Origin of the sequence: Methylobacter sp. BBA5.1 (assembly GCF_000746145.1) — a bacterium.
Classification (GTDB): domain Bacteria; phylum Pseudomonadota; class Gammaproteobacteria; order Methylococcales; family Methylomonadaceae; genus Methylobacter; species Methylobacter marinus.
In genome coordinates, this window is sequence record NZ_KN050816.1 from 138524 (window position 1) to 156903 (window position 18380).

General features: G+C 56.7%; 22 protein-coding genes. 6 read left to right on the plus strand and 16 right to left on the minus strand.

From position 1 onward, the window contains the following. Positions 1-35 precede the first annotated feature (35 nt). Complete coding sequence (locus tag EK22_RS22585) at positions 36-1637, minus strand: tetratricopeptide repeat protein (protein WP_020159856.1); 1602 nt, start codon at positions 1635-1637, stop codon at positions 36-38. Between the two features lie 202 nt (positions 1638-1839). On the opposite strand from EK22_RS22585, the gene EK22_RS22590 reads away from it, so the two are divergent. Together EK22_RS22590 and EK22_RS22595 are read left to right on the plus strand one after the other, a co-directional pair. Further along, the gene (locus tag EK22_RS22590) at positions 1840-2622 is read left to right on the plus strand and encodes an aldolase (protein ID WP_020159855.1); all 783 of its coding nucleotides are present in this window, start codon (positions 1840-1842) and stop codon (positions 2620-2622) included. Positions 2623-2686: 64 nt separating this feature from the next. After that, a complete protein-coding gene (locus EK22_RS22595; protein ID WP_020159854.1) occupies positions 2687-3577 on the plus strand; it encodes a dihydrodipicolinate synthase family protein in 891 nt (296 codons plus the stop codon). 143 nt (positions 3578-3720) lie between these two features. On the opposite strand, the gene EK22_RS22600 is transcribed toward EK22_RS22595, so the two are convergent. From EK22_RS22600 to EK22_RS22665, 15 genes are all read right to left on the minus strand, one after another. After that, positions 3721-3996, minus strand: a complete 276-nt coding sequence (locus EK22_RS22600; protein WP_020159853.1) for a DUF6156 family protein — start codon at positions 3994-3996, stop codon at positions 3721-3723. Positions 3997-4006: 10 nt separating this feature from the next. After that, positions 4007-4309 carry a hypothetical protein gene (locus EK22_RS22605; RefSeq protein WP_020159852.1) on the minus strand — a complete coding sequence of 101 codons (303 nt, stop codon included), beginning with the start codon at positions 4307-4309 and terminating at the stop codon, positions 4007-4009. 2 nt (positions 4310-4311) lie between these two features. After that, complete coding sequence (locus tag EK22_RS22610; RefSeq protein ID WP_020159851.1) at positions 4312-4749, minus strand: SoxR reducing system RseC family protein; 438 nt, start codon at positions 4747-4749, stop codon at positions 4312-4314. Between the two features lie 176 nt (positions 4750-4925). Further along, positions 4926-5540, minus strand: a complete 615-nt coding sequence (grxD, locus tag EK22_RS22615) for a Grx4 family monothiol glutaredoxin (protein ID WP_020159850.1) — start codon at positions 5538-5540, stop codon at positions 4926-4928. A 137-nt stretch (positions 5541-5677) separates the two neighbouring features. After that, positions 5678-6967: an ATP-dependent Clp protease ATP-binding subunit ClpX gene (gene clpX / locus EK22_RS22620; protein ID WP_020159849.1), complete on the minus strand. Its 1290-nt coding sequence runs from the start codon at positions 6965-6967 to the stop codon at positions 5678-5680. Next, a complete protein-coding gene (gene nifM / locus EK22_RS22625; protein WP_020159848.1) occupies positions 6957-7835 on the minus strand; it encodes a nitrogen fixation protein NifM in 879 nt (292 codons plus the stop codon). The genes clpX and nifM overlap by 11 nt, the downstream gene beginning before the upstream one ends. Positions 7836-7837: 2 nt before the next feature. Further along, positions 7838-8317 carry a nitrogen fixation protein NifZ gene (locus tag EK22_RS22630; protein WP_020159847.1) on the minus strand — a complete coding sequence of 160 codons (480 nt, stop codon included), beginning with the start codon at positions 8315-8317 and terminating at the stop codon, positions 7838-7840. Then, positions 8314-8628 (minus strand): nitrogenase-stabilizing/protective protein NifW, encoded by a 315-nt coding sequence (gene nifW, locus EK22_RS22635; protein ID WP_020159846.1) that lies wholly within the window; start codon positions 8626-8628, stop codon positions 8314-8316. The genes EK22_RS22630 and nifW overlap by 4 nt, the downstream gene beginning before the upstream one ends. A 422-nt stretch (positions 8629-9050) precedes the next feature. Next, positions 9051-9596, minus strand: a complete 546-nt coding sequence (locus EK22_RS22640; RefSeq protein WP_036254643.1) for a hypothetical protein — start codon at positions 9594-9596, stop codon at positions 9051-9053. After that, positions 9597-10388 (minus strand): serine O-acetyltransferase, encoded by a 792-nt coding sequence (gene cysE, locus EK22_RS22645; RefSeq protein ID WP_036254645.1) that lies wholly within the window; start codon positions 10386-10388, stop codon positions 9597-9599. Further along, a complete protein-coding gene (locus tag EK22_RS25075) occupies positions 10388-10558 on the minus strand; it encodes a hypothetical protein (protein ID WP_020159842.1) in 171 nt (56 codons plus the stop codon). The genes cysE and EK22_RS25075 overlap by 1 nt, the downstream gene beginning before the upstream one ends. After that, positions 10551-11696 (minus strand): homocitrate synthase, encoded by a 1146-nt coding sequence (gene nifV / locus EK22_RS22650; protein ID WP_036254646.1) that lies wholly within the window; start codon positions 11694-11696, stop codon positions 10551-10553. Before nifV ends, EK22_RS25075 begins: the two co-directional genes overlap by 8 nt. Positions 11697-11773: 77 nt before the next feature. After that, positions 11774-12982 (minus strand): cysteine desulfurase NifS, encoded by a 1209-nt coding sequence (gene nifS, locus EK22_RS22655; protein WP_036254647.1) that lies wholly within the window; start codon positions 12980-12982, stop codon positions 11774-11776. Between the two features lie 3 nt (positions 12983-12985). After that, positions 12986-13885, minus strand: a complete 900-nt coding sequence (gene nifU, locus EK22_RS22660; RefSeq protein ID WP_036254648.1) for a Fe-S cluster assembly protein NifU — start codon at positions 13883-13885, stop codon at positions 12986-12988. 35 nt (positions 13886-13920) lie between these two features. Continuing rightward, complete coding sequence (locus EK22_RS22665) at positions 13921-14250, minus strand: HesB/IscA family protein (RefSeq protein ID WP_036254649.1); 330 nt, start codon at positions 14248-14250, stop codon at positions 13921-13923. Between the two features lie 216 nt (positions 14251-14466). Between EK22_RS22665 and EK22_RS22670 the strand changes: the two genes are divergently transcribed. The 4 genes from EK22_RS22670 to EK22_RS22685 all read left to right on the plus strand — a co-directional run bounded on the left by EK22_RS22670 (position 14467) and on the right by EK22_RS22685 (position 17980). Continuing rightward, a complete protein-coding gene (locus EK22_RS22670; protein WP_036254652.1) occupies positions 14467-14754 on the plus strand; it encodes a nitrogen fixation protein NifZ in 288 nt (95 codons plus the stop codon). A 74-nt stretch (positions 14755-14828) separates the two neighbouring features. Continuing rightward, complete coding sequence (locus EK22_RS22675) at positions 14829-16409, plus strand: SagB/ThcOx family dehydrogenase (RefSeq protein WP_036254708.1); 1581 nt, start codon at positions 14829-14831, stop codon at positions 16407-16409. 115 nt (positions 16410-16524) lie between these two features. Further along, a complete protein-coding gene (gene bfr / locus EK22_RS22680; RefSeq protein ID WP_036254654.1) occupies positions 16525-16992 on the plus strand; it encodes a bacterioferritin in 468 nt (155 codons plus the stop codon). Positions 16993-17074: 82 nt separating this feature from the next. After that, complete coding sequence (locus EK22_RS22685; RefSeq protein ID WP_036254658.1) at positions 17075-17980, plus strand: beta-1,6-N-acetylglucosaminyltransferase; 906 nt, start codon at positions 17075-17077, stop codon at positions 17978-17980. Positions 17981-18380: the final 400 nt, after the last annotated feature.

Consider the following 18380-nt stretch of genomic DNA (forward strand, 5'->3'; position numbering starts at 1 on the left):
ATAAACCCGGCATTTCGCAGCCGCCCAGCGACAAGCTACGCGGCAGGCTTAACGTCAAACGCCACGCAGACCCGCTCCTGGTCGGACTGGAAAGGCAGGGTGCGATGGAACAGCGAGGAAGGAAACAGCACCAGATCGCCCACCTGCACATCGGCTATCCGGCTCGGAAAGTCGTCGTGCAGCCTCGGATAATCGTCGCCGTCGGTGCTGTAGGCAAAACTGCCCTCATGGTCGGCGATCCGGTCAGGCAGTTTGAGGTAGACGCAACCGCTGATCCAGCCTTCCTCATGAATGTGCGAGCTCAGGTAACCGCCTTGTTTCATGCGCAAATACCAGGAACTGGTAAATTCGATGTGCTTGGGAAAGTCCACGATCAGTCGATCGCTTGCGCCCGCGTAATGCCGCCGGTATTCGAGAATCTTCCCGCGAATCAGCGCCGCAAGCTGCTGAAAGGAATGCTCGGAACGCTGCAGCAAGTTGCCGGCGGATTGTATGCCGTAATACAGTCGCCCCTGCTTTCTTTCGGCGATGGCCAGATGCTGGATGTCGTGCAGCAGGTCCTGAAGCAGCGGATTTCCGGGACGGGTCAGTTCATCGATGTGCGTATGCCGCACGTAGTCCATCGGCGCCGCGCAAAACCGGTAGGGGTTTTCCTGACGGAAATTGGTCGCGTAGTGGGTCGATAAAGCCCCGAGCAGAACGGTGGTCTTCCGGGCCTTGGCGGTCAGCGCCTCAAAGCGCTGCTTGAAAAGCTCGAACTGTCCGGTTTTGTACAGGCATTGCAGCGCCCGCTCCTTGCTGTCGGCGAAGTCGGATGCCTCGAAATACGGAATGGCGTCATCGAGCCGACCGGCAAGACACAGGTACTCGCCCAGATTGTATTTGGCCCGGTCATGGTCAGGCTGGACCTCGATGGCCTTTTTATAACAACGGATCGCTTCATCCATCTCGCCGCGGTCGCGCAAGGTTTCGCCCAGCGAATTCCAGGCATCGGCAAATTGGGGTTCCAGACTGACGGTTTGCCGAAACTGCCGGACCGCCTCCTCGTGCTGCCCCAGCCCGTACAACACTGTTCCGAGATTGAAATGCCCGCGCGCATCGGCATTGAGCGCCAGGGCCTTGCGGTAGCATTGTTCGGCTTCCTCGAGCCGGCCCTGCTGTTGCAGGAGCGTGCCGAGATTGCCCAGCGCCGCGAAAAAACCGGGCTCGATGGCCAGCGCTTTTTGATAATGTTGCTCGGCTTCCTTCAACATGCCCCGGGCTTGCAGCAAGGTGCCCAGGTTGAAGTGCGCTACCGTCAGGTTCGGTTTGAGCTGAAGCGCTTTCCGGTAACTGATGATCGCCTCTTTGGCCTCATCGAGCTGGGTGTAAAGCACCCCGAGATTGAAATGGACTTCGGCAATACGCGGATCGATCGCCAGCAGTTTCCGGAAACTGCCCACGGCCTGACGATGCTTGCCCTGCCCTTGCTGACAGAGCCCGAGTATGTTGTACAGGATGGGTGCCTTGGCGTGCTTGCCGAGCATCGATTGCGCCATCACTTCGGCCTGCTGCAAACGCCCGCCCTGGAAGAACTGATGCAGCGTCTGCAATTCGGCGGGAGACGGCTGGCTCAGTTGTTTCGGTTGCTTTTTCATCGAAAATCAACTCAATCGTAGTAACAAATGACCGGATTCTAACGCAATGCGCAAACACTGTCAGCTCTCCAAAGCGCAGTCAATGCGTGGCGCATGGCTCGCAAAGGAAGCGCTTCATGGCGCCGTACGTGAAAAGGAACTACCCGGTATTGCGGCAGTCAGACCCCTAAATTCAATCTTTGCAAGCGGAGGGTTACACGATATGGCCGAAACATTATCCACCTCGAAAGCCGAACTTGTCGCCAAGGCGCATGAGCAAATGCAGCGTGAACTGGCCGAAAGTCCGTGGAGCATGACCGAGAAACTGGCGCTCACGTGCCGGATTCTGTTCGACGCCGGACATGATTCCGGTTTGGCGGGACAAATCACCGCACGGGCTGAAAAACCCGGCACCTATTACACGCAGCAATTCGGTTTCGGCTTCGATGAAATCAGCCCATCCAATTTGGTGCTTGTGGATGAGGACCTGAATGTCCTCGAGGGCGAGGGCATGCCTAATCCCGCCAACCGTTTCCATACCTGGGTGTACCGTGCGCGCCCCGACGTCAACTGCATCATTCACACCCATCCGCTGTATATTGCCGCCCTGTCCATGCTGGAGACGCCGTTAGTGGTGTCGCATATGGATATGTGCCCGCTGTATGACGACTGCGCCTTTTTGAAAGACTGGCCGGGCATACCGGTTGGCAATGAGGAAGGCGAGATTATCTCAAAAGCGCTAGGCGACAAGCGGGCGGTTTTGTTGTCCCATCACGGCCAGCTGGTGGCGGGCAGCACCATTGAAGAAGCCTGCGTGCTTGCCGTGCTGCTCGAGCGGGCCGCGAAAATGCAGATGATCGCCATGGCCGCCGGGGAAATCAGGCCCATACCGGAAGCCTTCGGCCGCGAAGCCCATGACTGGATATCGACCCCGAAACGCAACCAGGCGTCCTTTGCCTACTACGCCCGCCGCGCATTGCGGAATCATCCCGATTGCCTGGATTGACGACTTTAACAAGCCATGCGCTTTTATTCAGGCCTGTATTTCACTCACCAGAAAGGCGTTTATCATGTCAAACACTCTTTTCAAAGGCATTATCTCTTACCCGATTACACCGTTTCGCGCGGAAGACGGCGGCGTCGATCTTGAAACCCTGGGGCGCTTGATTGACCGCCTCATTCAAGACGGCTCCCATGCGATCGCGCCGCTGGGCAGCACCGGCGAGAGCGCTTATCTGAACGATAATGAATGGGACGAAGTGGCGGAAGCCTCGGTGGCGCAGGTCGCCAACCGCGTGCCGGTTGTGGTCGGGATATCGGACCTGACGACGATGAATGCCGTGCGCCGGGCAAAATTCGCCGAGAAGGCGGGCGCCGACGCGGTCATGGTCTTGCCTATTTCCTACTGGAAACTCAGCGAGCGGGAAATCTTTCAGCATTACCAGACCATCTGCGAGGCCATCAGTATCCCGGTCATGGTTTACAACAACCCTGCCACCAGCGGTATTGATATGGCGCCGGAACTGATCGTGCGCATGGTCAAGGAACTCGATAACGTCACCATGGTGAAGGAAAGCTCCGGAGATATTCAGCGCATGCACAAGCTTTATCACCTCTCCGACGGGGAAATTCCGTTCTATAACGGCAGCAACCCCTTGGCGCTGGAAGCATTTGCCGCCGGCGCAACCGGCTGGTGCACCGCGGCGCCCAACCTGATTCCCGAATGGACGCTGCGGCTCTACGAGGCTAGCGTTGCCGGTGACCTGATACAGGCGCGCGAGGTCTTCTACAAACAGCTGCCTGTGCTGCAGTTCATCCTTAAAGGCGGCCTGCCCACCACGATCAAGGCCGGCTTGCAGATATGCGGTTTTGAGGCGGGCATTCCGCGCCATCCCCTGCTGCCTCTGGACAACGCCGGCCAAAACGAGCTGGCCGAAATGCTCAAGCAGCTGAATGGCTGATGGTTATGCCGAGGCCGCCAATGGTTTAAGCACAGCCTGGCAGGTTGGGTTGATAAACCCAGCATTTCGAAGCCCTTTAAGCTGGGTTTCCGCAAGGCTCCAACCCAGCCTACCCGCCAGGGCATAAATGCCCCTACCGTTAATTAAAACTCAAGCTCGCGCTCCTCGTCATCTTCAATGATCAGCGCGTGTCGCAATGCACCGCTGTCATCATACCGGTAGCGGTGCTCGGATTCGACTTCGCCGTAGACGATCTTCTGGCATATCAGCAGGCGGTCCTGGTCATCGAAATAGCCGCGATAAAAGGTGTTGCGGTTATGCAAGCCGTCTTCGGTCAGTTCGTTGACCAGCTTTAACGGCAGTTTGATGCCGCTGTAGCTGACAAAATGGCGGCGTATGAGTGACGGTTCCTGGTTCATGAGCTCGATGTCAAGAAAATAAGTGGGTGGTGATAATCTCCAATACCTGATCCAGCGACAGGTTTTCATTTTCGCCGATGATATTGTGCTCGGAGATGGGGTATCTAAGATCGATGCCGTAGCATCCGCGGTTCTGCGCGAACGTATAGACATAAGCCGAAACGGCGGGATCATGGGGCAGGCATAGCTCGATCGCCTGACGATTTTGCTCCCGGGTTTTCAATGCCAGGGTGTTTTCGCCGTATAGGCGCACCAGCTCCAGAAGCAACAGCTTCAGCGTGATATCCTTATCGATAGCCCAGACATTGACCATGGTTAAACTTTTTTCAGCACGACAGGCCTTGCGCAATAGATCATTGAAAACAGCTTCTGCAGCCTGTTGATCAGCCACATCGTCAGCAACAGGCCGAGCAAGGCGCTGCCGGCCATCCACAGATCGGCATGGGGGCTGGTATCGGCCAGCAGCCAGTCCGCAATGCCGGCGCCGGCGAACATCGCCAACAGCGGCAGCAGGTATAACAGTAACGAGGCCTTCAGCACCAGGCCTTCATCGACGGCGACGAGAACTTCATCGCCCACGCGCAGACTGATCCGGCTGTCGACGGCAACGGCTTTTTTGCCGACCACGCCACTGATCGCCGAGGTCGAACACGAGGTACTTTGCTTGCACGCCGCGCATCCGCTGCTCTGCCGGCTTTCGACCCAGACCTGGTGGTTTTCCGTCTTTACGACGACGGCTAATTCTTCAATCATGGTACGTTCCCATTAACGGGTGTTGGAAAGGCAGGCATTCAATTGTAGGGGCGAACCTATGTGTTCGCCCTTGCTCAACGGTTTCCCCTCGGCCAATGGTTTCCCGATAACCTGTCGTGCACCGGATACAGGGCGGACACGCAGGTCCGCCCCTACATGAGCGCCTGTAGCCAACCTTAACCTTGTATCTGCAGCAGGCCCGAATCCTTGCTCGGCTGCCCTGCCTGCCATTCATCGGGCGTATAGGCCTTGACGCTGACCGCGTGCAGTTTGCCCGAGGCCAGCGGCTCTTTCAGCGTCTCCAAAACCATTTGCTGTTCTTTTACCGGCGTCAGATCCGCGAATTGCCCGCTGACGACGATGAGCGACAGATCACAGCCGGTGCCTTCGACGAACACCTGCGCATCGGCGATGCCCTGGCGCACCAGCTTTTCAACCTCGGCGGCGCTCAAGGCATCGTCGACCGGCTGTTCGCTCTTGACTGACACCTGCTGCAGCAAGGTCTGCAAGCTGCCATCATTGGCCATTCCCTCGATAATGTCGCAGCCGCCGACCAGTTCACCGTTGACGAACAGTTGAGGATAAGTCGGCCAATGGGAAATGCTCGGCAGTTTTTCGCGGATGAAAGGCGCCTGCAGCACATTGACATAGGCATAGGACACGCCGGTATCGTTGAGATAGCCTACGGCCTTGGCGGAAAACCCGCACTGCGGCTCGGCCGGTATGCCTTTCATGTAAATAATGATCGGATTGGATGCCAGTTGCTGGCGGATTTTGTCTTCGGTTTTCATAGTGTTCCTGTATTCCTGTTGGATTGGATTCAAAACAGCATCCGATGTCGATTTTATGCCCCCCGTGGGAGCGATGCCCTCATCGCGACTGGCGGAGGTCTTTAGTCGCGATGAGGGCATCGCTCCCACAGCGGTTATTACGATGCCTGTTGCCTGATTTTGACCTCGTCTGTTTCAATCACGTCTTTTTCGATCAGCTTGATGTCGCCCTCGCCCTTGACGACGGCGGCATCGATGATGCACTGCTCGACATTCTCGCGCGACGGAATCTCAAACATGGTTTTTCTGAGAATCTGTTCCAATATGCTGCGCAGGCCGCGTGCGCCGGTTTCCCGCTCGATGGCCTTGTTGGCGATTTCCACCAGCGCATCCTGCTGGAAGGCCAGATCCACGCCCTCGTAGGCGAACAGTTGCTGATACTGGCGCACCAGCGCGTTTTTAGGTTGGGTCAAAACCTGTATCAAGGCGTCCACATCCAGCGGTTCCAGCGGCGCCAGCACCGGAAAGCGGCCGATAAATTCGGGAATCAGGCCGAATTTGCGCAAATCGCTGGGCTGCGTGGCGTTCAGCATCTCTTCAAGCGCCGGCTTGGTGTCCGGATTGGTCACGGCGGCATGAAAGCCGATGGCCGTATCGGTCGGCACCAGGCGTTTCTCGACGTGCTTTTCCAGACCCGGGAACGAGCCGCCGGCGATAAACAGGATATTGCGCGTATCGATGATGATGTCGGCGCCGTCCTTGCCGCGGCCCTTGGACGGCACTTTCACTTGCGAGCCCTCGACCAGCCTCAGCAATGCCTGCTGCACGCCCTCGCCGGAGACGTCGCGCGTGCCGGTCTGCTGCTCCGGGCTACGGGCGATTTTGTCGATTTCATCGAGGTAAACGATGCCCCATTCGGCATTGCCGATATTGCCGTTGGCCACGTCCAGCAGCCGGACCAGGATATTCTCCACGTCGTCGCCGACATAGCCGGCCTGCGTCAGCGTGGTGGCATCGGCCACCACGAACGGCACACCGACGATCTTGGCCAGGGTGCTGGCCAGCAGGGTTTTGCCGGTGCCGGACGGTCCGATCAGCAGGATATTGGATTTGCCGATTTCCACGTCCTTGTCGTACTCGCCCAGCCCCGCGTCGCCGCTTTCGTGCTTAAGCCTTTTGTAGTGGTTGTAAACCGCGACCGACAATATCTCCTTGGCCAGATGCTGACCGATGATGTATTGATCCAGATACTCCTTGATCTTGGCCGGAATCGGCAGCGGCCCCTGCATTTCGGACAACTCCTTTCTCCGGCTCCAGCTCGAGACGACCTGGCTGGACAACAGGACGCAGGCCTCGCAAATACAACCTTCGGCACCGGCGATCAGCGGCACCGAAGCCGATTGTTCGATACCACAAAAAGAACAGTGTTTAGTTTCTTTATCCGCCATAGCTATTTCCCTCGGGTTCAGCGACCGGTAAATTGGCCAGCCAGGCGCGCTGGCAGTTGCGCCTGTAGCGTTCTTTCATTAACTGGCGTATTTTCGGCGTCGCATTTTTTAATGAGATGGTTTCCGCTCTGTGTATCTGTTTGCACAGCAGGACGTGAAAGCCGATTTCCGACTCCACGACCTCGCTGATTTCGCCGGCCTTTAAATTGAACAGCACGGCATCCAGTTCGGGATACAGCTTGCCGCGCGGCACTTTGCCCAGCGAGCCCCCATTCAGAGACGTCGGGCATTCGGAATGCTTCAAGGCCAGTTCGGCGAACTTATGCGGTTTCTTGTGCAGTTTTGCGCAAATTTCCTGAATTCTGGCCTCGGCATTCTCGCGCGTGTTTTCGGGATAATCCGGGTTGATGCTGATGAAGATATGGCAAGCGTCGCGCAATTCGGGACGGTTGAATTTCTCGGCATGCAAATGATAATAAATGCCGATTTCGACTTCGTTGACCTCGGGCGCACGCGCGGCAACCGACTCCAGCACCGCGTTCACCTTGCACTGCCGGTACAGCGCCTGGCGCAGCGTTTCTTCGGTCAGCCGGTTTTTCGCCAGATCGCTCAGGAACTCGCTCTCCTCTTCGTAACGATCGCGAATTTCCTTGTAGGCCATCTGCAATTCACGCTCGGGAATGATCACGCCCGAGGCTTCCGGCGCGCCCAGCACCCGGCTTTCCAGCTTGTACTCATTCCTGGCCTGCGCTTGCGCCCGCTTCAGCTCGGCCGGCTCCAGCTTGTCCGGTGCTTTCTGATACATCGCGAGCGAAGCTCTCAATAAGGTGTAGGGTTCTGTCCGGACCGGTTTTTCAACGGTTTTCATGGTCAAACCTCCGGCTCGCTAAAAGATTCGGGATGGGCGGGCGCCAGGGCCGATTCAGGCACTTGCAGCATCCGGCCGGTGAAACTGACGTGGTACTGGATATCCTCGCTGTCTCTGATGACTTTGAAGATTTCCCCCGGCGTGCCTTTCGGGTACAGGACCTTGCCCTGCATGCCGATGTCCACCGTGCAGACCACCTTGTCCCTGAATTCGAATCGGCTCGGATTCCAGGGCTCATCGGCGCTGATCAGTTCTTCCATCCGGCAGCCGACCATGCGGCCATGGTCGAGAAAATGCACCGTGAAAATAACCTGGTCCTGCAGAAAGGTGCCAACTTCGACCACGTTGCCGACGCTGCCGCGCCGGATCAGCAGATGGCCCACGTCCAGGCCCGGATAAGTGCCGTCGTTGCGGATGTTGCGCGTGACGCGCACCGCTTCGCCGAATTCAAACCGGCCTTCGTCAAAGCGTTCAGGGTTCATGTCTTAATATCGCTCAAGGAAACAAACGCGGTTTGCGGCTCGCCCATGGAGAAGACCTTGAATACTTTCTCGGTCTGGGCATCGGATTCGACGAAGTCCTGATAGGCGCGCATCAACAGCCTGCTGTATACGGCGCGTTTGGCCTCTTCGCCGTCCGGCATGCTGTCCGCGGTTTTTTGCAGATAGTCGTGGAAACGCTGCAGGATGTGCAGGCGGTTTACGTGCACGACGCGTTGATCGTATTCCAGTTGGAAATACTGCATAAAGTCTTCGGCAGATTCCAACTCTTCCATTTCTTCTTCAAAACTCATCGCTTTTCTCCAGATATTTTTAAATAGGGCCGACCAGTGAGACATCCTGAAACAGCAGGTACAGCGCCAGCAGCACAAACAGGACGGTCATCGTGACGGTCATCAGCATGGAATAAGGTTTTTCGTTCGACATGACGGCCTCCTAAAAAGAATTTGGTTAAAAATGGCTTCCTGGTCCACTGATGAAATCAGCTTGTAGGGTACGCATCGCGTACCTTTTTAAAGCTTGGCGGCTCATCGCAACTCCGAACAGGTACGAGACTGTGAAAGTATTCGTTTTTTGAAATTTTAACCACAATATATTGTGCATTTGATATTTGTATATAACAGCATATAGACATTGAAGAGAAAAATGCTGAATACTTTCACAGTCTGGTACGCTATGCGTACCCTACGAATTACTACGAAGCGCAGGGGCGATTTCAATCGCCCAGGGCGAATACCCTCTGGGGCACAAGTGAATTCGCCCCTACAGTCTCGGCCCTGCACTGCTGCAGCAATTCCAGCAACCCCTTTGCGCCGATGCGGTCCATGCGATCCAGTTCGACCAGCTTTTCGAAAATCGACTGGCTTAAATCCAGTTTATGCAGGCGCATGTTTAAAAAGCCGATGGCTTTCAAAGTAAACAAATACATCCGGACCCGCGTCAGCAAATCGGGCGACACCTCGTCGATATGGCGCTGTTTCAGCGCTTGCCAGTCCTCGGGAAAGCCGATCATGGGCCTGAGCACTTCCAACGCCTTATCGGTCGCGCTTAAGGCATCTTCCAGCCGGTGCTGGTAGTAATAAAAGCGGTTCAGCGCCACCAGCACGTTCAACGACTCCGGCGCCAGGAAATAGGCCCTCAGCAGGGGCAGCTCGGCATCGCTGCTGTAATCTTCGGCCGCTTTTCTGATCAGCCCCTCGACCTCGGGCGCATCCGGCCGGTCGAAATACAAATCCTTCGCTTCAAAATCGAGCAGGTCCATTTATTCCCCCACCGCGCGCTTGATGACTATTTCCTGCTCGTTGGCGCATAGGCTCTCCGCTTCGCACTCCTCGCAGTGATGCTCGTGCAGGACCTTGCTGGTTTCGGTCTGTCTGGCTTCCAGCTCGTCGATGCGGTCCATCAGGCAGCTGATAGCCTTGCCGACCGGATCGGGAACCAGATGATGGTCCAGATCGATGCCATGCCGGTTCTGTATCTTGGTGCCCTTGCTTTGTATGACGCGGCCGGGGATGCCCACGACCGTGCAGCAGGGCGGCACATCCTTGACCACCACGGAGTTCGCCCCGACGCGCACGTTGTCGCCCAGCGAGATGGCGCCCAGCACCTTGGCGCCGGAGCCGACCAACACGTTGTTACCCAGCGTCGGATGACGTTTTTCCTTGTTCCAGGTGGTGCCGCCCAGGGTCACGCCGTGGTAGAGCGTGACATCATTGCCGACGATCGTGGTTTCGCCGATCACAACGCCCAGGCCATGGTCGATGAACAGGCGCCGGCCGATGGTCGCGCCGGGGTGGATATCGACGTTGGTCAGCATTCTGGCGACCGACGCGAGGATGCGCGCCGGCAATTTCCAGCCGGCTTGCCATAATCGATGATTCACCCGATGAAACAGCGTCGCATGCACGCCCGGATAAGTCAGCAGGATTTCCCAGACACTGTGCGCGGCCGGATCGCGGGCGAACACGCAGTGAATGTCTTCATGCCATTGCGCCATCAGACTTAGCGGCGCGGTCCCGCTGTTGTCGCGCTTATCAAGGGCCGTGGAAACCATCAGCTTAGGCTCCAGCTCGTTTTGCCGGGCACCGGCGGCGCGGGTATCCTGAAAAAGGAACCGGGATAGCGATCATCGCCCTGCTCCTGCCGGTGGGATGCCGCCGGCAGCGGTTGCCGGGGCACTTCAACGGTTTGGTCCGCTACGGGTTGTTTGTATTGATCATTCATAGCAATAGCCTCCGGAGAGATTTTGATGAAACTGGTTCAGGTCGGCAGCGGTCGGCGAGGTTTTCGTCCGGCTGACGAACAGGCGGACCTCGGTCAGCAGTTGCTGCGCCTGCAGGCGCGTCAGTTGAATGCCCAGTTGTCGATAGGCATGCATGACGCCGCGCGTGCCCGAGTGTTTGCCCAGGACCAGTTGGTGGCTGCGTCCGACGATAGCCGGATCGACGCCCTGATAATTGTTCGGGTCTTTCAGCAGGCCGTCGACATGGATGCCCGCTTCATGGCTGAATACGGCCTTGCCGATCAGGCTCTTGCGACTGCCGATGGCATCGCCGGAAGCGCTGGCGACCAGCTCGGATACAACGGTGAACCGGGACAGATCGATCCCGGTTTCAAGGCCGTATAGCTGCTTCAGACCGACCACGACTTCTTCCAGCGCGGCATTGCCGGCCCGCTCGCCCAGTCCGTTGACCGTGGTGTTCAGATGGGTGGCACCGGCCATGGCCGCAGCCAGGGTATTGGCCGTGGCCAGCCCCAGATCGTCGTGCGCGTGCATTTCGATTTCCAGATCGGTTGCGGCACGCAGGGTCTTGATCGTTGCAAACACGCCGAACGGTTCCATGATGCCGACCGTATCGGCGAAGCGGATGCGGCTTGCTCCCGCTTTTTGGGCGGCTTCGGCCATTTTTATCAGAAACCCGGTATCGGCGCGCGAGGCGTCTTCCATGCCGACACAGACCTCCAGGCCCAGGTCGCGCGCTTCGCGGACACAGGCGGCAATGGTCTTGAGCACCCATGACCGGCTTTGTTTCAGCTTGTGTTTGATATGCTGGTCCGACGCTGAAATCGACAAATCGACTTTATCGACATTAAGATTCAGGCAGGCCCGCAAATCCTCGCGCCGCATTCTGGACCAGACCAGCAGTTTCGAGGGCAACCCCAGGGCCGCGATGGCTTTGATCTCCTCGCGCTCAAACTCGCCCATGGCCGGAATGCCGATTTCCAGTTCCGGCACACCCAACGCCGCCAGCTGGCTGGCAATCGCCAGCTTTTCCTCCAGCGAAAAGGCGACGCCGGCCGATTGCTCGCCGTCCCTGAGCGTGGTGTCGTCAATGATGATGGTGCGATTTTGAGCTTTCATAATTCACGTAGGGTACGCACCGCGTACCATTTGTTGAGTTTTAATCAAGGTACGCGGTGCGTACCCTACATTTTCTATCATGCATACGTCGGCTGGAACGCCTGTTCAGGATTGGCGACCGGTCCGTTGCCGTCCCAGTAAGGCGACAGCTTGCGCAGGTTGGCGGCAATGTCGGGCATCACTTTCAGCACCTCGTCAACTTCCTCCATCGTGTTGTAGCGCGAGAACGAGAAGCGGATGGTGCCGTGCGCGGCCGTATAGGGGATATCCATGGCCCGCATCACATGCGACGGCTCCAGCGATCCCGAGGTGCAGGCCGAGCCGCTGGAGGCGGCGATGCCGGCTTTGTTCAGCAGCATCAGAATGGCTTCGCCCTCGATATATTCAAACGCGATATCGGTGGTGTTGGGCAGGCGGTTTTCGACGTCGCCGGTGATAAAGCAGTTCGGGATCAGCTCGACAATGCTGCGTTCCAGTCGGTCGCGCATGGCTTTGACTACGGTGTTCTCGTGTTCGATATTCGCCTGCGCCAGTTCGCAGGCCTTGCCGAGGCCGACGATGGCCGCCGAATTCTCGGTGCCGGCGCGCCGTCCGCGCTCCTGATGGCCGCCGCGCAGCAACGGGCGGAATCGCGTGCCGCGCCGCAGGTACAGCACGCCGATGCCTTTGGGCGCGTGCAGTTTATGGCCGGACAACGACAGCATGTCGATCTTGGTGTCTTTCAGCATCATCGGAATCTTGCCGACCGCCTGGACCGCGTCGGTGTGGAACATGACGCCGGCGGCATGGGCCATCTCGGCCATTTCCACGACCGGGAACAGCGTGCCGGTTTCGTTGTTGGCCCACATGACCGAGACGATGGCGACGCGATCGGACAACAGGCTTTTGTAAGCGTCCAGATCCAGGCGCCCGACCTTGTCCACGGGCATCCGGTGGATGATGTAGCCTTCTTTTTCCAGATACTCGCACAGGCTCAATATGGCCGGATGCTCGACCGTCGTGGTAATGATTTCCTTTCTGTCAGGCTGCGCCTTGATGGCGGACAAAATAGCCGTCGAGTCGGATTCGGTGCCGCAGGAAGTGAAGATGATCTCCGAATCGTGTTCGCAGCCTATCAACTCCTGAACCTGGTGGCGCGCCTGCTTGATGCCCTTGGCGACGCCGTCGGCGAAGCGGTGGATGGATGACGGGTTGCCGAACTGTTCGGTGAAGTACGGCAACATCGCTTCAACCACCAGCGGATCAACCCGCGTGGTGGCATTGTTATCGAGATAGATGGCGTTCATGGCTTACGCTCCTGCCGCAGCGGCTTTGGGCATTTGTGACGCGGGGACGACCTTGATGAATTCGCCCAGTTCTTCCATCAGCCGTTGCTGAATGCCGCCGATCGTCATCGCGGCCATCTGGCAGCCGCTGCAGGCGCCGGTCATGTTGACATAGGCGGTGTTACCGATGACTTCGACCAGTTCCACATTGCCGCCGTCAGCCATCAGTTGCGGCCTTAACTTATCCAGCACCTCTTCAATTTTCTTGATGCGTTGCAAGTTGGTCATCGGCATTTTTTCCTTGGCCGACGCGGCCACCTCAATCGGCGCGGTGTTGGGATCGAATTTCTCGCCCCGCTCGGCCAGCACTTTCGTCAGGATGCCCTCGATGTCTTCATGGCAGGCCGCGCAGCCGCCGCCCGCTTTGGTGAAGTTGGTGACATCCTCGACCGTGCGCAGGTTATTGGCCACGACCATTTCCTCAATCATGACGGCATCGATCGCAAAGCATTTGCAGATCAGCGCGCCTTCTTCATGATCATCCTTCCATTCCTCGCCGCGATAGTTCGCCACGGCGGCCTGCAGGGCTTCGCGTCCCATGACCGAACAATGCATTTTTTCCGGCGGCAGGCCGTCCAGCTCGTTGGCGATATCCTGGTTGGTCACTTTCAGTGCCTCGTCCAGCGTCAGGCCCTTGATGATTTCGGTCAGCACCGAAGACGAGGCGATCGCGGAGCCGCAGCCGAAAGTCTGGAAACCGGCATCCTCGATAGTCTCGGTTTCCTCGTTAACGCGCAGCGTCAGTCTTAACGCATCGCCGCAACTGATTGAGCCGACCTCGCCGATCGCATTCGCATCAGCAACAGCCCCGGCATTTTTAGGGTTGAAAAAATGTTCTTGGACTTTTTCTGAGTAATCCCACATCGTTTAATCCTCCAGAAAATAATAAATTAGGGCTGTTAAGAGCACGTATTAAACGACGTGCCGCAGGCACAACTTTTAACGGCGTTAGGGTTGCTGAACTTGAACCCTGATCCTTCCAGGCTGTCGATAAAATCGACAATCATGCCGTCCAGCATTGGCATGCTGTCAGGCCCGACAAAGACCTTGACGCTTCCGCAATCGATAACGGTATCTTCTTCGCTCTGATCGTCTTCGAGTTTCAGACCGTATTGCAGACCGGAACAGCCGCCATCGGTTACTTCAATCCGTAAGCCGGCGGTTGGCTTGTCGGAGCCGGCGATAAAACGCCCAACAGCGTTAATAGCGTTTTCAGTTAATGTAATCATGTAAGTCTCCTGAATGGGTTTGGCATCGTTCTTGTAAACACTTATAGCAACCTGTATGCCATCAGCTTTTTTAATTATTTAATGCGTTGTTTAATAAAGAATAAATAAAGCATGAATAAGATGTAAGGCGGGGGCGGGAACAGGTTCTAAACAAACAAACACGTACACTTTGTAGGCTTTACTACAAAACAACCGGAAGCTTTGAGGAGATAAATCATGAGAATAGAAGATCTGGATATAGGCGATGTTGTTTTTGCCGCTCACGCGATCACCGATGACGGCTCCATACCGAATGGCCTGGAAGGCGAAGTGCTGGCCGAAGCCGGCGCGCGCGGCGTCATCACCATGATTGGCCACGTGGAGGAGCAACCGGAACGCAGCGTTTTTCTGGTACGCTTTGAAGACAAGAACATGACCCTGGGCAGCCCGATCGGATGCTGGGCCGAGGATCTGACCGTGGAGAGCCGGCATGAGACGATACCGGGCGGGTTTAAACTTTCGTAGTTTTTTATGCCGGCTTTTCGCTAAGGCTCCAACCCAGCCGACCCATGGAGCAGCATTTAACAATAACATTAAATATGAACGAGCAAACACAGACCGTTATCAACTACCACCATCGCACCAAACACCAGCTGGAGCGCTATGCAAAAGGCCCGGAAACGCTGGACTGGGACGACCAGCCCGATCCGTACCGGCGCTTTGCCGGCTGCGAATCGGTGCCGCTGCCCGAGCCGGGCGCCGAACTGCCTGTCCTGTTCACCGAACTGGATAATCCCCAGGCCATCGAACCCCAGCCGTTGACCCTGAAGACGCTGGGGTTGCTGCTGGAGCTGTCCTTCGGCCTGTCGGCCTGGAAACAGTACGGCCCGGACCGCTGGGCCTTGCGCTGCAATCCGTCCAGCGGCAACCTGCATCCGACCGAGGCCTATCTGATCAATACCGACAGCTCGCTGATCCAGCCGGGCGTTTACCATTACGTCAGCCATGATCACCATCTGGAGCGGCGCGCCCTGTTTACCGCTGACCTGGACAATGCCGGCATCCTGATCGGCCTCAGTTCGCTGCACTGGCGCGAAGCCTGGAAATACGGCGAGCGGGCTTACCGCTACTGCCAGCATGATATCGGCCATGCGCTGGGCGCCTTGCGCTATGCCGCGGCCGCCTTGGGCTGGTCGGTCGAATTGCTGGCCGAATACGCCGATGACGACATAGCCGCGCTGCTGGGGCTTGACCGGCTTGAGGATTTCAAGCCGAATGAGCGGGAATCGCCCGACGTGATCTGCCGCATACGCACGACTGCCGACGCCTGCTCGTTTGGAATCGATACTTTGTCGGAAATCCAACAATCGGCTGCCTGGTCAGGCCGGGCGCGCAGTCTGAACGCCTATCACATGTACAAATGGCCGGTCATAGACGAAGTAGCCGCCGCGGCGGCCAAGCCGCGCACCGAGGAACCGCGCTGGCTGGCCGAGCCACAGCCGGTCGTCAACTCATCCTGCCGGCAAACGGCAACGGCCATCATTCGCCAGCGCCGCAGCGCCCAGCATTTCGATGACAAGACCACCCTGCCGCAGGCCGATTTTTTCCGGCTGCTGAGCGCGGTCCTGCCGGGCCGCAAGCCGCCTTTCGACCTGTGGCGCTGGCCGGCGAAAGTCCATCTGTTTATCTTCGTCCACCACGTTGAAGGCCTGGCGCCCGGCCTGTATGCCCTGCCCCGCGCGCCTGACGCCATCGAACCGCTACAGGCGGCCACGCTTGCGGACTTTGACTGGCAACCGGTATCGGACATCCTGCCGCTGTATCATCTCTATATGGGCGATTGCCGGCAGATCGCCAAATCGCTGTCCTGCCACCAGGCGATAGCCAGCAACAGCGCATTCAGCCTGGCCATGGTCGCCGAATTCAACCTCGACGATCAGCCCTGGGCCTACCGGCGCCTGTTCTGGGAGTGCGGACTGATCGGCCAGGCGCTGTATCTGGAAGCCGAAGCGGCAGGCGTGCGCGGCACTGGCATCGGCTGTTATTTTGACGACAGCGTGCATGAAATTTTCGGCATCAAGGACGACCGGTTCCAAAGCCTGTACCATTTTACCGTCGGCACGCCGCTGGAAGACACGCGGATACAGACGCTGCCGGCTTATGCGCATTTGCAGAAATAGAAAAGAGCCGCCGCACTTTGACAGGACTCTGTTTAGGTTTTAATCTGCCGCTGATGCCACACGCATGTCCCGCCTGACAACAATAAACAACAAGCATTAAGCACAAGGTGATTTTATGAAAAGCAACAATCAGGTCATCGACCAGTTGAATCAGTTACTGGCCGGCGAATTGACCGCCATGGATCAGTATTTTATCCATTCGCGCATGTACGAAAACTGGGGCTTCACCAAACTGTACGAGCGCATCAATCATGAAATGCAGGACGAAACGGGCCATGCCGATGCCCTGATCAAGCGCATTCTGTTCCTTGAGGGCGTACCGAATCTGTCGGTCCGCAATCCCCTGACCGTCGGCGGCACGGTGCCGGCCATGCTGAAAAACGATCTCGACGTGGAAATGAGCGTGATCAGCGCCCTGAAGGACGTCATCGCCTATTGCGAATCGGTCAACGACTATGTCACGCGCGAGATGCTGGAAGGCATGCTGCAGGATACCGAGGACGACCACGCTCATTGGCTGGAACAGCAACTGAACCTGATCGACAGAATCGGTCTGGAGAACTATTTGCAGTCGCAGATGTAGCCGGAAGACCGGCGTCATCATCCCGGCCTGCACCGCTGAAAGAGCGCAGGCCGGGCGGATTCTGATCAAGATAGGGGCGAAAATGGTTAACATTGTCTATCTGGTTATTGCTTACAAAAACCTTGAGCAAATGATTCGCCTTGTCAATCGTTTGAATGCGCCGAATGTTCAATTTTTAATTCATATCGACAAGAAAACCGACGAGGATTACCTGACAGGCGCACAGCAGGCTCTCAGGGATTATCCCAACTGTTACTTCATAAAAAGAGAAACCGTGTATTGGGGCGCATGGGGGCTGACCCAGGTGTCGCTTAACGCTATTCACTATATTGAAGCGCATGACTTAAAGTGCGATTTTTTAATTTATATGAGCGGGCAGGACTACCCGCTACAGAGCAATGACCGCATTCATGCTTTCTTCGAAAACCATCAGGGCAAACAGTTTCTGGATCATTTCACCTTGCCGTATGAACATTGGCCGGGACGCGGCGGGCTGAATCGCGTGGAGCTTTATCATTTCCAACTGGGCAGTAAAACCCTGGTCTATCCCCCCTTTGCCGGGCGCGATTCCCCGCCAAGACTTTTGAAGCCGATCATGCCCTTTTTTTCCTTCAAACCGCGCAAATTGCCCGGCGGTTACCGATTTTACGGCGGTTCCGCGGCGATCATTCTTGCCCGCAGCGGCATCACTTATATCGACCAGTTCGTAAAAACGGATCTGGGGCAACGGATAGTGAATTTCTATACTCGGACAACAAATGCCGATGAAATGTTTTTTCAAACGGTAATGATGAATTCCAGTCTGGGAAATACCGTCGTGAATGACGAACTGCGCTTTACGGATTGGTCGAAAAAAGCCGCGCATCCCGAAATCCTGACCAAACATGATTACCAACGTTTAAAGGATTCAGGCCATTTATTTGCCAGGAAATTTGATGTTCAAGTTGATGCCGAGATTCTTGATCTGCTGGATGAAGGCAGTGATTAACTGATGTTACGCACGGAAGATTTTATCCCGTTTGCCGCGCCGAGCACCGCAGCTTTCGGCGAGACAAATCGGCAGGATAGCCGATTTGCATGCATCGCACCCAAAGGGCGAGGCACAGGGATGTGCCGAGTGAGCAGCCCAAAGGGGCGCTGCATGGATGCAGCGCGTTGCCAAAGGGACAGGAAGTCCCTTTTGGCAACCCTCGCCGAAAGCGAGGAGCGCAAGGAAAAAGCGGCAACGGGCGGCCTTTTCTTTGGTTACTTTCTTTTGGCCGCGCAAAAGAAAGTAACTCGCCTTCGGGTGCGATAAACCCGATTCAAATAATCGTCGCGCTAGCGACACCTTGCTAAACCGATCTGAATTCAACTTACTGCGTAACATCAGTGATTAACTGAATGCG

Bases quoted from the DNA above. Each gene is read 5' to 3' on its own strand.
- EK22_RS22585 (WP_020159856.1), bottom strand. From the start codon at position 1,637: ATGAAAAAGCAACCGAAACAACTGAGCCAGCCGTCTCCCGCCGAATTG.
- EK22_RS22590 (WP_020159855.1), top strand. From the start codon at position 1,840: ATGGCCGAAACATTATCCACCTCGAAAGCCGAACTTGTCGCCAAGGCG.
- EK22_RS22595 (WP_020159854.1), top strand. From the start codon at position 2,687: ATGTCAAACACTCTTTTCAAAGGCATTATCTCTTACCCGATTACACCG.
- EK22_RS22600 (WP_020159853.1), bottom strand. From the start codon at position 3,996: ATGAACCAGGAACCGTCACTCATACGCCGCCATTTTGTCAGCTACAGC.
- EK22_RS22605 (WP_020159852.1), bottom strand. From the start codon at position 4,309: ATGGTCAATGTCTGGGCTATCGATAAGGATATCACGCTGAAGCTGTTG.
- EK22_RS22610 (WP_020159851.1), bottom strand. From the start codon at position 4,749: ATGATTGAAGAATTAGCCGTCGTCGTAAAGACGGAAAACCACCAGGTC.
- grxD (WP_020159850.1), bottom strand. From the start codon at position 5,540: ATGAAAACCGAAGACAAAATCCGCCAGCAACTGGCATCCAATCCGATC.
- clpX (WP_020159849.1), bottom strand. From the start codon at position 6,967: ATGGCGGATAAAGAAACTAAACACTGTTCTTTTTGTGGTATCGAACAA.
- nifM (WP_020159848.1), bottom strand. From the start codon at position 7,835: ATGAAAACCGTTGAAAAACCGGTCCGGACAGAACCCTACACCTTATTG.
- EK22_RS22630 (WP_020159847.1), bottom strand. From the start codon at position 8,317: ATGAACCCTGAACGCTTTGACGAAGGCCGGTTTGAATTCGGCGAAGCG.
- nifW (WP_020159846.1), bottom strand. From the start codon at position 8,628: ATGAGTTTTGAAGAAGAAATGGAAGAGTTGGAATCTGCCGAAGACTTT.
- EK22_RS22640 (WP_036254643.1), bottom strand. From the start codon at position 9,596: ATGGACCTGCTCGATTTTGAAGCGAAGGATTTGTATTTCGACCGGCCG.
- cysE (WP_036254645.1), bottom strand. From the start codon at position 10,388: ATGGTTTCCACGGCCCTTGATAAGCGCGACAACAGCGGGACCGCGCCG.
- EK22_RS25075 (WP_020159842.1), bottom strand. From the start codon at position 10,558: ATGAATGATCAATACAAACAACCCGTAGCGGACCAAACCGTTGAAGTG.
- nifV (WP_036254646.1), bottom strand. From the start codon at position 11,696: ATGAAAGCTCAAAATCGCACCATCATCATTGACGACACCACGCTCAGG.
- nifS (WP_036254647.1), bottom strand. From the start codon at position 12,982: ATGAACGCCATCTATCTCGATAACAATGCCACCACGCGGGTTGATCCG.
- nifU (WP_036254648.1), bottom strand. From the start codon at position 13,885: ATGTGGGATTACTCAGAAAAAGTCCAAGAACATTTTTTCAACCCTAAA.
- EK22_RS22665 (WP_036254649.1), bottom strand. From the start codon at position 14,250: ATGATTACATTAACTGAAAACGCTATTAACGCTGTTGGGCGTTTTATC.
- EK22_RS22670 (WP_036254652.1), top strand. From the start codon at position 14,467: ATGAGAATAGAAGATCTGGATATAGGCGATGTTGTTTTTGCCGCTCAC.
- EK22_RS22675 (WP_036254708.1), top strand. From the start codon at position 14,829: ATGAACGAGCAAACACAGACCGTTATCAACTACCACCATCGCACCAAA.
- bfr (WP_036254654.1), top strand. From the start codon at position 16,525: ATGAAAAGCAACAATCAGGTCATCGACCAGTTGAATCAGTTACTGGCC.
- EK22_RS22685 (WP_036254658.1), top strand. From the start codon at position 17,075: ATGGTTAACATTGTCTATCTGGTTATTGCTTACAAAAACCTTGAGCAA.